At 39.0% G+C, this 14,179-nt stretch carries 12 protein-coding genes and 1 other annotated feature; of the genes, 2 read left to right on the forward strand and 10 right to left on the reverse strand.

The features are described from left to right. Nucleotides 1-48 precede the first annotated feature (48 nt). From alaS to SAY88_RS17650, 10 genes are all read right to left on the reverse strand, one after another. Nucleotides 49-2,688, reverse strand: a complete 2,640-nt coding sequence (gene alaS / locus SAY88_RS17605; RefSeq protein ID WP_332633468.1) for an alanine--tRNA ligase — start codon at nucleotides 2,686-2,688, stop codon at nucleotides 49-51. Nucleotides 2,689-2,747: 59 nt separating this feature from the next. After that, nucleotides 2,748-2,954: a binding site (T-box leader), on the reverse strand. A gap of 95 nt (nucleotides 2,955-3,049) precedes the next feature. Next, nucleotides 3,050-4,108 carry an AI-2E family transporter gene (locus SAY88_RS17610; RefSeq protein WP_332633469.1) on the reverse strand — a complete coding sequence of 353 codons (1,059 nt, stop codon included), beginning with the start codon at nucleotides 4,106-4,108 and terminating at the stop codon, nucleotides 3,050-3,052. 155 nt (nucleotides 4,109-4,263) lie between these two features. Continuing rightward, the gene (locus tag SAY88_RS17615; protein WP_034625190.1) at nucleotides 4,264-4,452 is read right to left on the reverse strand and encodes a hypothetical protein; all 189 of its coding nucleotides are present in this window, start codon (nucleotides 4,450-4,452) and stop codon (nucleotides 4,264-4,266) included. 224 nt (nucleotides 4,453-4,676) lie between these two features. Further along, complete coding sequence (locus tag SAY88_RS17620; protein WP_332633470.1) at nucleotides 4,677-5,150, reverse strand: PRC-barrel domain-containing protein; 474 nt, start codon at nucleotides 5,148-5,150, stop codon at nucleotides 4,677-4,679. A gap of 59 nt (nucleotides 5,151-5,209) precedes the next feature. Continuing rightward, a complete protein-coding gene (gene recD2 / locus SAY88_RS17625; protein WP_332633471.1) occupies nucleotides 5,210-7,507 on the reverse strand; it encodes an SF1B family DNA helicase RecD2 in 2,298 nt (765 codons plus the stop codon). A 12-nt stretch (nucleotides 7,508-7,519) separates the two neighbouring features. Continuing rightward, entirely contained in the window at nucleotides 7,520-8,173 is a 654-nt protein-coding gene (locus SAY88_RS17630; RefSeq protein WP_332633472.1) for a tetratricopeptide repeat protein, read from the reverse strand. An 80-nt stretch (nucleotides 8,174-8,253) separates the two neighbouring features. After that, entirely contained in the window at nucleotides 8,254-9,357 is a 1,104-nt protein-coding gene (mnmA, locus tag SAY88_RS17635) for a tRNA 2-thiouridine(34) synthase MnmA (protein ID WP_332633473.1), read from the reverse strand. 24 nt (nucleotides 9,358-9,381) lie between these two features. Continuing rightward, nucleotides 9,382-10,542, reverse strand: a complete 1,161-nt coding sequence (locus SAY88_RS17640) for a cysteine desulfurase family protein (protein ID WP_332633474.1) — start codon at nucleotides 10,540-10,542, stop codon at nucleotides 9,382-9,384. 53 nt (nucleotides 10,543-10,595) lie between these two features. Then, nucleotides 10,596-11,015, reverse strand: a complete 420-nt coding sequence (gene cymR, locus SAY88_RS17645; protein WP_034625202.1) for a cysteine metabolism transcriptional regulator CymR — start codon at nucleotides 11,013-11,015, stop codon at nucleotides 10,596-10,598. Then, the gene (locus tag SAY88_RS17650; protein ID WP_488803301.1) at nucleotides 10,960-11,646 is read right to left on the reverse strand and encodes a YczE/YyaS/YitT family protein; all 687 of its coding nucleotides are present in this window, start codon (nucleotides 11,644-11,646) and stop codon (nucleotides 10,960-10,962) included. The genes cymR and SAY88_RS17650 overlap by 56 nt, the downstream gene beginning before the upstream one ends. A 159-nt stretch (nucleotides 11,647-11,805) precedes the next feature. Between SAY88_RS17650 and SAY88_RS17655 the strand changes: the two genes are divergently transcribed. After that, nucleotides 11,806-13,074, forward strand: a complete 1,269-nt coding sequence (locus tag SAY88_RS17655) for a replication-associated recombination protein A (protein ID WP_332633475.1) — start codon at nucleotides 11,806-11,808, stop codon at nucleotides 13,072-13,074. A gap of 268 nt (nucleotides 13,075-13,342) precedes the next feature. Then, the gene (locus SAY88_RS17660) at nucleotides 13,343-13,969 is read left to right on the forward strand and encodes an RsfA family transcriptional regulator (RefSeq protein ID WP_332633476.1); all 627 of its coding nucleotides are present in this window, start codon (nucleotides 13,343-13,345) and stop codon (nucleotides 13,967-13,969) included. Nucleotides 13,970-14,179 lie beyond the last annotated feature (210 nt).

The following is a 14,179-nucleotide window of genomic DNA, read 5'->3' on the forward strand; positions in this document are numbered from 1 at the left end:
TCTTGTCCGACAGCTTGTCTATTTCCATTGTACACCATTAAAGTACAATTAGGAAATTGTATTTACATATTCTTCTACAAATGCTAGAGCTGCCTCTAGCTGCGCCGGATTTTTTCCACCTGCTTGCGCCATATCTGGACGGCCACCACCGCCTCCGCCACAGCGGGTCGCCACTTCTTTTACTAATTTCCCAGCGTGGAATCCTTTATCTAGCAGATCCTTTGTAACACCAGCTACAATGTTAACTTTATCACCAGATACCGCGCCTAAGACAATGATTCCAGACGACAAATCTTGTTTTAATGTGTCAACAATCCCACGTAACCCATCCATATCTGCTGCATCGACTTTCTTTGTTAATACTGTAACCCCGTTTATTTCGACCGCTTCATTAACGAGATTCCCAGCTTCCATATTACCCAATTTTGCTGTTAATGATTCATTTTCTCGTTGTAAATCACGAATTTGTTGTTGTGTTGCTTCTACCCTAGCAGGAACATCTTGAACTCGTTTCACTTTTAAGTTCGCTGCAACATCCTTTAACAATTGAATTTGTCCATTCATATGCTCATAGGCACCCTTACCGGTAACTGCCTCAATACGGCGTACCCCTGCACCAATACCTGATTCCGAAACTAACTTAAACAAACCAATTTCAGCTGTGTTGCGAACGTGACAGCCTCCGCAAAGCTCTAAGCTATAATCTCCTACTTTTACAACACGAACCGTTTCTCCATATTTTTCACCGAATAAAGCCATGGCACCCATTTCTTTGGCTTCGTCTAATTTCTTAAGAGAAATGTCTACAGTAAGTGCATTCCATATTTGCTCATTTACAATTTCTTCTACTCTTGTCATTTCTTCAGGTGTTACTTGACCAAAGTGAGAGAAATCAAAGCGCAAGCGGTCTTCAGAAACTAACGACCCGGCCTGGTTAACATGTGCACCAAGAACGTCTTTTAAAGCTTGGTGTAATAAATGAGTAGCCGTATGGTTTTTAACAATGGAAATTCTCTCTGTTTCTTCAACAATACTTGTAACATTTGTTCCTTTTTCAAGCACTCCCTCTATTATTTGAACGGTATGAAGGTGTTGACCATTTGGTGCTTTTGTTACAGCCTTGACCTCTGCAAAAAGATTTTCACCACGGATTGTTCCTGTATCTGCTACTTGTCCTCCACTTTCCGCATAAAAAGGCGTTTCATTTAAAATGATTTGTGCTGTATTTCCAGCTGAGACGATGTCCGTTAATTCTTTTTCAAAAACAATCACTTCCACTTTCGACTCAGATTTCAATTGGTCATATCCAACAAATGTACTTTCAGTCGTAATTTGTCCAAGCACTTCATCTTGAACTTGCATAGAACCGGATTCTTGACGCGCTGAACGAGCACGTTCACGTTGACCTTCCATTTCACGCTCAAAGCCTTCACGATCAATATCTAATCCTTTTTCTTGAACGTATTCTTCTGTTAAATCAACCGGAAAACCGTACGTATCATATAAGCGGAATACATCTGCTCCATCAATGACTTTCTTTCCTGACTGAGCAGCATCATTAAGAACCTTTTCAAGGATTGACAACCCTTCATTTAACGTTTCATGGAAGCGTTCCTCTTCATTTTTCATTACTTTTTGAACAAACTCTGTTTTCTCTTTAACTTCTGGGTAGAAATCTACCATAATTTCTCCAACAACCGGTACAAGTTCATACATAAATGGTCTGTGGATCGAAATTAGTTTTGCATAACGAACCGCACGGCGCAATAACCTTCTAAGAACATAGCCACGACCTTCATTTGATGGGAGTGCCCCATCCGCTACAGCAAATGTTACCGTACGCACATGATCAGCTATTACTTTAAATGCGACATCCGTTTCTTTATCTTTCCCATATTTCAGCCCAGAAATTTCTTCTGTCGCTTGTATAATCGGCAGAAATAAATCTGTCTCAAAGTTTGTAGGTGTATCTTGAATAACGGAAACCATTCGCTCAAGGCCCATACCCGTATCAATATTCTTCTTTGGAAGTGGTGTATAGCTTCCATCTGGGTTGTGGTTAAATTGAGAGAACACAAGGTTCCATACTTCTAAATAACGTTCATTTTCTCCACCAGGATAAAGTTCAGGATCTGTTTCATCATTTCCATAACTTGGTCCACGATCGTAGAATATTTCCGTATTCGGTCCACTTGGTCCTTCGCCAATATCCCAGAAGTTCCCCTCTAGTCGAATGATACGTTCTTCTGGAATACAAATTTTTTCTTTCCAATAATCATAAGCTTCATTATCTTCAGGATGAACCGTTACAGATAATTTCTCTGGATCAAAGCCAACCCATTTTTCACTCGTTAAAAACTCCCACGCCCACTCAATTGCTTCTTCCTTAAAATAATCACCAATCGAAAAATTACCAAGCATTTCAAAAAACGTGTGATGACGCGCTGTCTTCCCTACATTTTCAATGTCATTTGTACGGATTGACTTTTGCGCATTCGTAATTCGTGGATTTTCAGGAATAACTCGTCCATCAAAATATTTCTTTAATGTAGCTACACCACTATTAATCCAAAGCAAGGAAGGATCTTCATGTGGTACTAAAGAAGCACTTGGTTCAATGTCATGCCCTTTTTCTTTGAAAAAGTCTAAATACATTTGTCTAACTTGAGCAGATGTTAGTTTTTTCATTTTGGTCTCTCCTTATTATGTAAATGGTTTTTTAAACAAATAAAAAAACCCCAATCCCAAAAAGGGACGAGAGTTTATCACGCGGTACCACCCTAATTATAGACATAACCATTGTCTATCACTTAAACACCTTAACGCGGCTTAACGTCAGAGATTATCTGCACTCAGGAGTAGCCTTCTGAAGCCCTTCACACAGTGTACTTTCAGCCAAGGTACACCTCTCTATAGAGTGGTCTGCTTCATACTCGTTCCTTCAACGTTTTATTAATGTAAAAAAAGGGTTCAAACAAGAGAAATGTTGTCATCGTTATTAAAACCTCTATATGATGCCCTTCTATTATAGAAATCCAACATTCAAATGTCAATCTTTCATAAAATGAAAACGTATATGCAACAAAGTAACTTTTCCAATCGCTAAAATAGGTACGGCAACTAACATTCCTAGAAAGCCACCTACTTCGACCCCAACTAAGAGAGCAAGAATGATTAATGCAGGGTGCAGATGTAATGTCTTTCCTACAATGACTGGTGAAAGGATATTTCCTTCAATTTGCTGAATCACAAAGATTAAGATTATTGTTGTAATCCCCAATTGCCAAGATTGCAAAAATGCAATAATAACAGCTGGGACCGCCCCAATAAATGGTCCAAAGTAAGGAATTAAGTCCATCGCTCCCATGAACAAACCTAGTAAAATTGGATAAGGAACCCCGAGCAACCATAAACCAAATGTAGAAATAACAAATACAGATAATGACACTAACAACTGTCCACGGATGTAACTTCCAAACGTGTGGTCAACGTCTTTAATATATTTCTTTAGTGCCTCTCTCCATTTTCTAGGTGTTATATACCAAGATATCCTTCGAATTAAGTCGTGATCCTTTAAGAAGAAAAAAACAAGGAAAGGGATAACGATAAAAGAAAACATTGATTTTATAAGGAAAAGTACTGCACTCTCAATCTGATCAAACGCACTTTCTCCCATTTGAACAAGCTGTACTCTCCACTCCTGTGTTTGGGCTTGTAACGGTGCAGGAAGAGTCCTAATGTAGCTTTGGAGTCTCTCTGTTTCTCTCTCTATCTCACGAATTTGTGCTGGTATTGTTTCAAAAGCATGTTGAATCTGTTTAATAAATGACGGAAGCCCTATCGTTAAAAGAAATCCTAATATAAACACAATTAAAAAGAAAATAATTAAGACAGCAAACGGTCGTGATAATCCAGAATCATGCATCCGTTCTACTAAAGGGTGAAGTAAATAAGTAAGAAGCACAGCAATCCCAACCGGTAACGCGAGCGCTCTAAACATTGCCCCAATCGGAGATAACAATGGTGCTAGCTGAACGAACATATAGATGATTAGTAGTGTAAGTAACGTGAAAATAAGGCGATACATCCACTTCTTCTCGTTTTCCATCGTATACACCCCCAACCTTTATCTTGTGCAAGCATTTTATATCCATACAACCTGCACGCATAAAAAAAGAGAGCTAACTTTACCTAAAGTTGATTAGGTTCGTACACCCCTCCTTTTTCTTCTATTTCGACGTTCTCGTTTTCATGTTTGTTAGGCTACATTCCGATTTGAAGATCTTCGTCTTCGAACAAATCATCCAACGAGCTTAATGAACCATCTTCTTCCACTTGGTGCATCGATAATCTTCCTTTTAATAAACTCATCTCTACAAAACAGTTCCAGCAATAATATTGGTTTGTACCGATCTTTCCGATATCTTTGCTCTTACAATTTGGACAATGCATGGTCAAAAGACTCCCTTCTATTCTAGAGGCCACTGAAAAAGGTTTTCCTTTTTTCAGCGCCCTCCGTTTTTTCTTTTTTCAGTAGCCCCTTACTATAAGCGTTACCAATGTTATTGATTAAACCTACCTATAAGTCGTTATCATAGCAGGCCCCATCATCGCGCAAAGCCAATGCAAGTTTTAACAGGTACTAAAAAAAGAGAAATTGCCTTTTACAGTCGTTTCTATTCGTTTAGAATGGCTCGCCCTCCAGCAATGGTTAGCTTAGAATCACTTTTCACAACTCTTCGCCCTTCTACTAGATCAGCTACCAATCCTTCCGTAACTTCATACCCTACAATCGTGCCCACTTCTTCCAAGAAATATACGTCCTCAAGCAGCCCTAACTTCTCTCCTTCTGCGGTTAATAATGCTGTACCGTGAAGACGGTGCTTTCCGTGTTTTAAAAGGAAAGCTTGCTTTTCCTTTTTAGAAAGAGGTTGCAAGGTACGGTAGTCTTTTACCATTACACCATCCGTACCAATATTAGATATCTTCTCTACTGGTAAGAATAAGTGTTTTGTGAACCAGCCTTTTGGATCGACAAGAAACCCTGAAACTGCTCCATTCTCATAAACCAAATCCAATACGTGTCCACACTCTTTTCCTGTTGAAAGCGAAAGGACCGGTAATCCTTCAACTGTTGAAAAAGTATGCAAAAAAATCGCCACCTTTCCTAACAACGTTAGTGTGTGGCGATTTTTTCTTATTTATGTTGTTATCTTCTTCCACTTTTCTCGGGTAGTTGTTGTAACTTTTCTTGCAGCATTGAATTTCGATTCATTTCATCTTTTTGCGTAATGGCTGTGTGAATGGCTTTTAAGTCTCCACATAATAGCAAAAATTGTTTGGCTCTAGTGATGCCTGTATAAAGTAAATTTCTTCTTAACATTCTTGCATAATTTCTAACGATAGGCATAACGACTATTGGAAATTCACTCCCTTGAGCCTTATGGATTGAACAACAGTACGCATGAGTAATTTGATTCAAATCTTTTTTTAGATAAACAACTTCTATTCCATCGTAAGAAATTACTAATTGATCCTGCCGTTCTTGGTTCTCCTTTGCATAAAAAATAGCTACAATTTCACCTCGGTCGCCATTATAGACGTTTTCATCAGGGTTGTTCACTAGTTGTAATACGATATCACCTGTTCGATAAACAACATCACCAAAGGCGATTTCTCGTCTCTGGTCTGTTTTTGGATTGAATAAGTTTTGCAACATGACATTTAATTCTGTAATACCTGCACTTCCTTTATACATAGGTGCTAGTACCTGAATCTCTTTCGCTGTATATCCTTTTTTCATTGCATTTTCACAAATTTGCGAAACAACTTGCTGGACATGATCGATTTGGCAAGGAAAAAAACGACGATCGGATTGAGGCTCAGGTAAATTAGCAGGCATTGTTCCTTGTTTCATCGAATGAGCAAGCTCGATAATCGACGACCCTTCCGCTTGACGGTAAATGTCCACTAAAGGAACGGTCGGAATGATCGTTGACTCAAGGAAATCACGTAACACTTGCCCTGGTCCGACAGATGGCAATTGATCTTGGTCACCTACTAAGACAACCTGCATACCTTTTGGTACTGCCTTTAACAACTGATTCATTAGCCAAATATCAACCATTGAGCTCTCATCTACAATGAGAAGTTCCCCTTCAAGTTGTTCATGGTCTCCTTTTTCAAATCCACCACTTCCTCCTTTCCAACCGAGTAACCGATGGATAGTCGTCGCTGGAAGTTCTGTCGCTTCACTCATTCTTTTAGCGGCTCTTCCAGTTGGAGCAACAAGCAAAATTGGAAAGGGATTGCTCTTCGTGTATGCTTTTTCATCTAAAGAGAGACCGTGCAAACGCGCATAAAGCTCAACAATTCCTTTGATAACGGTAGTTTTCCCTGTTCCTGGTCCCCCAGTTAGTATCATTAAAGGGGACGATAAGGCAGTTTGGATTGCTTCTTTTTGTGACGGAGCATATTCTAATTTTTGTTCTTCTTCTAACTGTCCCAACGCTTTTAAAAATTCAGCTTCAGGAAATTCTTCCTCAACTTCTTGGCTTAATAAACGCTGAACACTTGTGACAATTCCTTTTTCTGCAAAAAAGAGCGACTTCACATAAACTCGATTATCTTCTGTACAAAGCTCATCCTCTTCTTGCATAAGGAGGAGCTGCTCTTCTACTTCTGTAACTTCAAGCTTACAATCATGTGAGGATAACAGCGATATGACATGGGGAACGAGTACATCTTTAGATAGAAAGACATGTCCTTCTTGGAGACAGAGTTCCTGAAGCAAATGCAAGCAGCCTGCACGAATACGGTCTGGATGTTTTCCAGTTATACCGATCGCTGCTCCGAGTAAATCCGCTCTTCTAAAACCAATCCCTTCTACATCAGCTATTAATTGATACGGATTGGTTTGAATTATATCTAAAGCCTGAAGACCATATGCTTGATACACTTTCATCGAAAGTTCTACTCCAAACCCATGTTTAGATAATGTCATGAGGACTTGTTCGACCCCTTGTTGATCGACTAGTTGTTTATACAAAGAGTCTGCTTTCTCTTTTGATAACTTAGGAACAGCTGTTAAAACTGTGCGATCTTCCACGATTCGTGTAATCGCCCGCTCCCCAAGTACTTCAACAATCGTTTCAGCTGTTTTAATTCCTATTCCCGGAAAGCGCCCACTCGACAAGTATTGAACGATGCCATGCTTGGTCTGAGGTAAGTCTCTTCTGAATTGTTCAACTTGATATTGAACTCCAAATTTAGGATGATCAATCACACGTCCAAAAAACAAAAATGTTTCATCTGGCTCTAATTTCGGAAGAGAACCGACAACCGTCACTTTTTTATCCTTTAGCTCTTCATTTGTTTGCTGGACATGAATAAGAGCAACCGTGTAGAAATTCTCCTCATTTCGAAACACGATGTGGCTCACTGTCCCTTTAATAAAACCGCGTTCAATTGACTTCTCTTCTTCAGACAAGATCGTCTCTTCTTTCACATGTCATCACCCTTACTTGATGGCTTGTTCAATGGTTTTCTTTCCATTTGCAGCTAATGCATGATCTGGTTGTATTTCGAGAGCATTTTCAAATGCTTTCAATGCATCGGTCGCACGTTCTTTATAGGCATATGCTACACCTAAATTAAAAAAAGCATCTGCATGACTTTCATCTAATTTAATGACATGCTCAAACTGCTCTATTGATTCATCAATATATTCTAATTGAGCTAAGCATAATCCATATTGAAATAAACCGTCAACGTCTCTTGGTTGAAGTTCTACCGCTCTTTTAAAAGAAGCTAGTGCATGGGGAAGTGCACCAAGTTGGTAATAACTCATTCCAAGCATAAAATGAACATCAGCTTCATCCAATTTTTCCATCAACGCTTTCTTAAACATCTTCGCAGCCTCTTCAAATTGATCTTGCTTATAATAAATTGTTCCAGCCCCGTAATAAGCAGTTGCCGCATGTTCATCTAGGCCGATTGCTTGATCAAAAAAAGTAAGTGCGCGTTCGTAATCACCAAGCACCCCTAAAAGGTTTCCAAAATTCACAAAGCCAGTAGGGTCATTTGGATTTTCTTCAATCGCGTCATTAAACGCCTGTGCGGCTTCTTCATATTTTTTTTCATTCATGTAGGCAATGCCTTTTTCATTAAGCATAATACTCCTCCTTATTTTTTTGATTCTCTTAATAGTAAAACCTACTTTTTGTCATTAAATTTGAAAAGGAAAATACCTAATTAGGCATTTTCCCACTTCTTAATAACATGATCAATTGTTCCTCCACCGAGACAACCGTCTCCCTCATACAAGACAACAGCTTGTCCTGGAGTTACAGCACGCTGAGGTTCGTGGAAATAAATTCGAGCTGTCCCGTCCTCTTTCGGGTAAACTGTTACTTGTTGGTCTTCTTGGCGATAGCGAAGTTTCGCTGTACATGTAAATTCCTCAGACGTTGGTTCTTTTAAGATCCAATTCATTCCAATTGCGTCTAGCCCTTCAGAATATAGGCCTTCATGATGGAATCCTTGACCAACAATTAACACGTTTCGATCTAAATCTTTGTCTATAACAAACCATGGCTCTCCAGCTCCACCGATACCAAGACCTTGACGTTGACCAAGAGTATAGTACATTAAGCCATCATGCTGTCCTTTTACTTCTCCATCTACTGTTTGCATTTCACCAGGTTGAGCTGGCAAAAATTCGCTAAGAAATTCTTTGAAATTTCGTTCACCAATAAAACATATTCCTGTACTATCTTTTTTCTTTGCTGTTGCAAGATTAGCGGATAGAGCACGCTCACGTACTTCCTTTTTCGGCAAATGACCAATTGGGAACATCGTTTTTGATAATTGCTTTTGAGAAAGAGCATTTAAAAAGTACGTTTGATCCTTATTGTCGTCCACACCACGTAACAGTACATATTTCCCTTCACGCTCTTCTACTCGGGCATAGTGACCAGTTGCCACATAATCAGCCCCGAGTGACATGGCATGATTTAAAAAAGCTTTAAATTTAATTTCCTTATTACACATTACATCGGGATTAGGGGTACGCCCTGCTTTGTACTCTTCTAAAAAGTACGTAAATACTTTATCCCAATATTGCTTTTCAAAGTTTACTGCATAATACGGAATTCCAATTTGGTTACACACTTGAATTACATCTTCATAATCCTCTGTTGCCGTACAAAACCCATTTTCATCAGTATCATCCCAGTTTTTCATGAAAATCCCTATCACATCATAGCCTTGCTCTTTAAGCAGCAACGCTGTAACAGATGAATCAACTCCACCAGACATTCCAACAACGACTCTTGTATCTTCTGGTCGTTTCTTCATGCACTCACCACCTTTGGCTCCATTCTAGTTGATAAATTCCTCAAGCTGTCCTAGCCGCTTCACAATTTTTGCTGTTTCATCTGCAACTCGCTCAATCTGTTCTTGTGTATTACCAAGACCAAAGCTAAAACGAATCGCAGACTGTATCCGCTCGTTGTCTTGATCGAACATTGCTACAAGTACATGAGATGGCTCGATTGATCCTGCTGTACAGGCGGAACCGCTTGAGGCTGCGATCCCCACTAGATCAAGATTCATTAACAATGATTCGACATTCACTCCGGGGAAACTTATATTTAATACATGAGGCAAACGCTCATGTTGATGACCATTGACATAAAAAGTTATTTCTTCTTCTGCCCATCTATCAATTAATTTCCTAGCAAATTGTTGGTATTTCTTTTGCCGTTCCTTTATGGAATGAACAGACAACTCCATTGCTTTAGCAAATCCGACAACAGCTGCAACATTTTCTGTTCCTGCTCGACGCTTTCGCTCTTGCTCTCCTCCAAAAAGAACAGGTCTAAGCTTCAAGCTTTCTTTCACATAAAGAAGACCCACCCCTTTAGGTCCGTTAATTTTATGAGCAGAAATCGATAGCATGTCTACTTCCAGTTCGGCAAGATTTAATTCAACCATCCCACACGCTTGTACCGCATCCGTATGAAAAACAGCTTGATGTTCCTTTAACAAAACTCCAATTTCCTGAATTGGCTGTACTGTTCCAACTTCATTGTTCCCAAACATCAATGTAACGAGAATTGTATCATCACGCAAAGCTACTTGTACATCATTTAGCTTTACTCTCCCTGTTTCATCTACAGGAAGATATGTAACTTCAAATCCGCGTTTTTCAAGCTCCTCACATGCATGTAATACGGCATGATGCTCCACCTTTGAAGTAATAATATGCTTTCCTTTCGCTTCATTCTCTAGTGCATAGCCAAGGATCGCCATATTGTCTGCTTCTGTTCCACCACTTGTAAAGATAAGGGTCTGTTCACTAACATTTAGAGCATGTGCGATCTTTCTACGTGCTTGATCGATTGCTTGCCTCGCCTGTCTTCCGATTTGATGAATGCTTGAAGGATTTCCAAAATACGTCTGGAAATATGGGAGCATTGCATCGAGTACTTCTGGATGAAGGGGTGAGGTTGCTGCGTGGTCAACGTAAATCATCTCCACTTTTCGTCCACCTTCTTTTATATATAATACCTATCTAAAAGGATTGAATCCTCTTAAATGTAAAACATAAAATATTCTTGATCTCCTGAATCTTCGTACGTCGCTAAGTCTTCAAGAGTTGTGTTATCAAGTACATCCTTGACAGCATCACGTATTTTTATCCATAGATTGCGCTTAGCTGGCTCTTCATTATCCATTACTTCTACTGGACTGATTGGCCCCTCCAACACACGAATAATATCACCAGCTGTTATTTCTTTTGCATCTTTTGCTAGCATATAACCTCCGTATGCACCACGGACACTTTTAACAAGCATTGCATTCCTAAGAGGTGCAATTAATTGCTCAAGATAATGTTCTGATAAATCATATTCTTTAGCAATTGATTTAAGTGATATAGGTCCTTCCCCAGCTTGTTTAGCTAATGCCATCATAATAGTGAGTCCGTAGCGACCCTTCGTTGAAATCTTCATCCTTATTCCCTCTTTTCAAAATAGAATCAAATATCCGCTTGCAATGTGGTAATGTTACTCCTACAACTGAACCTATTCCAAAACAAAAGATGAGTGTACCAATAAATACGGTACCCCCTAAAAGCCAACCTACTATCAATACTATAACTTCCATTAAAATTCTAACATGTTGTACTTTCCAGCCAGTTTTTATTTGCAGTGCAAGCATTAAGCTATCACGAGGACCTGCTCCACATCCAGGAGCAATATATATCCCAATGCCATAACCAATTATGATGATCCCCGTTATCATCATGACATATTGCAAAAGTAAGTGAGTAGGGGCTGGTACGATCCATAAAAACAGGTCAATAAATATACCAAGAAACAGCATATTTAAAAAGGCTCCCATTTGCGGCCACGCTTTCATTAAAAGTGCTGTTATAATTAAAACAACTAATCCCATAAGAATAGACCAAGTACCTACGGTCAATCCAAAATGATTTGTCAGACCAATATGCAGTACATCCCAAGGTGCACCACCTAGGTCTGCATGAACCATTAGTGCAATCCCAAGCCCCATAACCATTAGCCCAAACATAAACGTACCCCAGCGAATAAAAAAGATACGCTTTGTATTACTTAGTTCTATTCTCCTCAAGAGAAATCCCTTCTCTCTAATTAATTCTTTGCCATTATAGCATGAAAATCTCAACAATGGGGGGCTAGACAATCAAAACCAGTAAGGATAGTTGGATTTTCTGTTCACATCCATTACACTAACTATAGCAATGTAGAAAGAAGGCTAAATATGAAAAAGCAACCACTCGCCTATCGAATGAGACCACAAAAAATAGAAGGTATTATCGGTCAACAGCATTTAATTGGAGAAGGAAAGCTTTTAAGACGGATGGTTGATGCAGGTCAGTTATCCTCCATGATCCTCTACGGTCCTCCAGGTATCGGAAAAACATCGATCGCTAGCAGCATCGCTGGTTCCACAGGTACGCCGTCAAAAATGCTTAATGCCGTCGTTCATAATAAAAAAGATATGGAAATTGCTGTTGAAGAAGCTAAGATGCACGGACAACTTATTTTAATTCTCGATGAAGTGCACCGTTTAGATAAAGGAAAGCAAGACTTCTTATTGCCTTATCTCGAAAATGGACTTTTAATTTTAATTGGAGCAACAACGGCTAATCCGTTTCATTCTATTAACCCAGCAATCCGTAGCCGTTGTCAAATATTTGAACTTGAACCATTAACAATTGACAATATTAAACAAGCGTTACAGCGTGCACTTTTGGATGAGTCAAATGGATACGGAAAGGAAAAAGTAGAGATTAGCGATGAAGCCATTTCTCATCTAGCTCAAGCGTGTGGTGGCGATGTTCGCTCTGCTTTAAATGGGTTAGAATTAGCAATACTGTCAACCTTCCCAAATGACAATGGAATCAAAATGATTTCATTAAAAACTGCTGAAGCTTGTATTCAAAAGAAAAGCTTTCAACATAATAAAGATGGAGATGCTCATTATGATGTCCTTTCAGCATTCCAAAAATCAATAAGAGGTAGTGATGTAGATGGTGCCCTTCATTACTTAGCAAGATTAATTGAAGCAGGCGATCTAATAAGTATTAATAGAAGGTTACTTGTTATTGCTTATGAGGATATCGGATTAGCAAATCCCCAAGCAGGTTCTAGAACCTTATCTGCTATTGAAGCCTCCGAACGTCTAGGCTTTCCGGAAGCAAGGATCCCTCTTGCAAATGCGGTCATTGAACTATGCTTATCACCAAAGTCAAATTCAGCCTACAAGGCACTCGATGCAGCATTAGCTGATATACGCAAAGGCAAGATTGGTGATGTTCCAAAACACCTTAAAGATGCCCATTATCAAGGGGCAGAGCAATTAGGTCGCGGTGTTGATTATAAATACCCTCATGATTACGAACACGGCTGGGTAAAGCAACAATATTTACCTAGTAAATTAAAGGGTGTATCATATTATGAACCTAAAAGAACGGGTAAGTTTGAACAAGCATTAGCTGATGTTTACGAACGCCTAAAGAATAAATGATGTTATCCGAGCTTGAAGCTAGTATAATTCTAGTATTTCAAGCTTTTTTACTATTTACTTTATCCGGACGTACCCCAATAGCTTTGTAGATTAAATACATGGACAACTACCAAATTAGCTGAAGTCTATAATCTATTTAACTAAGTCCTTTATAAATTGCACTACTTAAATAATCTTTTTCTTTTTTCTATCACCCTTGTATAAAGATCTTTTTATCTGGTTAGAATTGGTACCAATTAGATAAAACCATTCAAGGAGCTGATAAAATATGAAAATTAGACAAGATGCTTGGTCTCATGAAGATGATGTATTATTAGCTGAAACTGTACTGAAACACATTAAAGAAGGAAGTACTCAGCTGCGTGCATTTGATGAGGTTGGTGACGAGTTAAATCGAACTTCTGCTGCGTGTGGGTTTCGTTGGAATGCAGTCGTACGTAACCGGTATATGAAGCAAATTGCCGAAGCAAAGAAAGAGCGAAAAGAACGGAAGCGCGCTGCATCGTACTCCTATTATCCTCAAATGAGGCCAATGTGGGCACCTCAACCAACTATGGAACGCGTAAATCAATCACTAGATAGCGAGATGTCACTAGAATCGGTTATTGACTATTTACAAAGCATGATGCATACTTCATCTCAATCTTCTGCGTTACAACGTGAAAATGAGAGATTAGTGAAAGAGAACCAAGAGCTCGAATCTAGAAACAATGAATTAGAGAGGGAATTGAAGAAAATTAAACAAGATAATAGTATTATCGAAGAGGATTATCAATCTCTTATTCAAATTATGAATCGCGCTAGACGTATGGCTATTTTAGAAGATGAGGAGTCTCTTTCAACTGCCTCTTTCAAAATGGATAAGAATGGAAATTTAGAAAAATTAGCGAAGTAAGAGCCTTAAAGCTTTAAAAGCCTGAATTATTTTACTAAAGAGCACTGAAAATGGGAGGCACTTTCCCCTTTTCAGTGCCTTCTTCTTTTTCACCCGTATTAGATTCCCTAAAATTTTGCCAATGAAACCTATTTTCATGGTAGACCCTCATGCCGCGCTGCGGCACCATCAAATATATGAAAAAGAATGATCCCCAAGTGTAGTTTCCCT

It is taken from the genome of Halalkalibacter flavus (assembly GCF_036663575.1).
GTDB lineage: Bacteria > Bacillota > Bacilli > Bacillales > Bacillaceae_D > Halalkalibacter > Halalkalibacter flavus.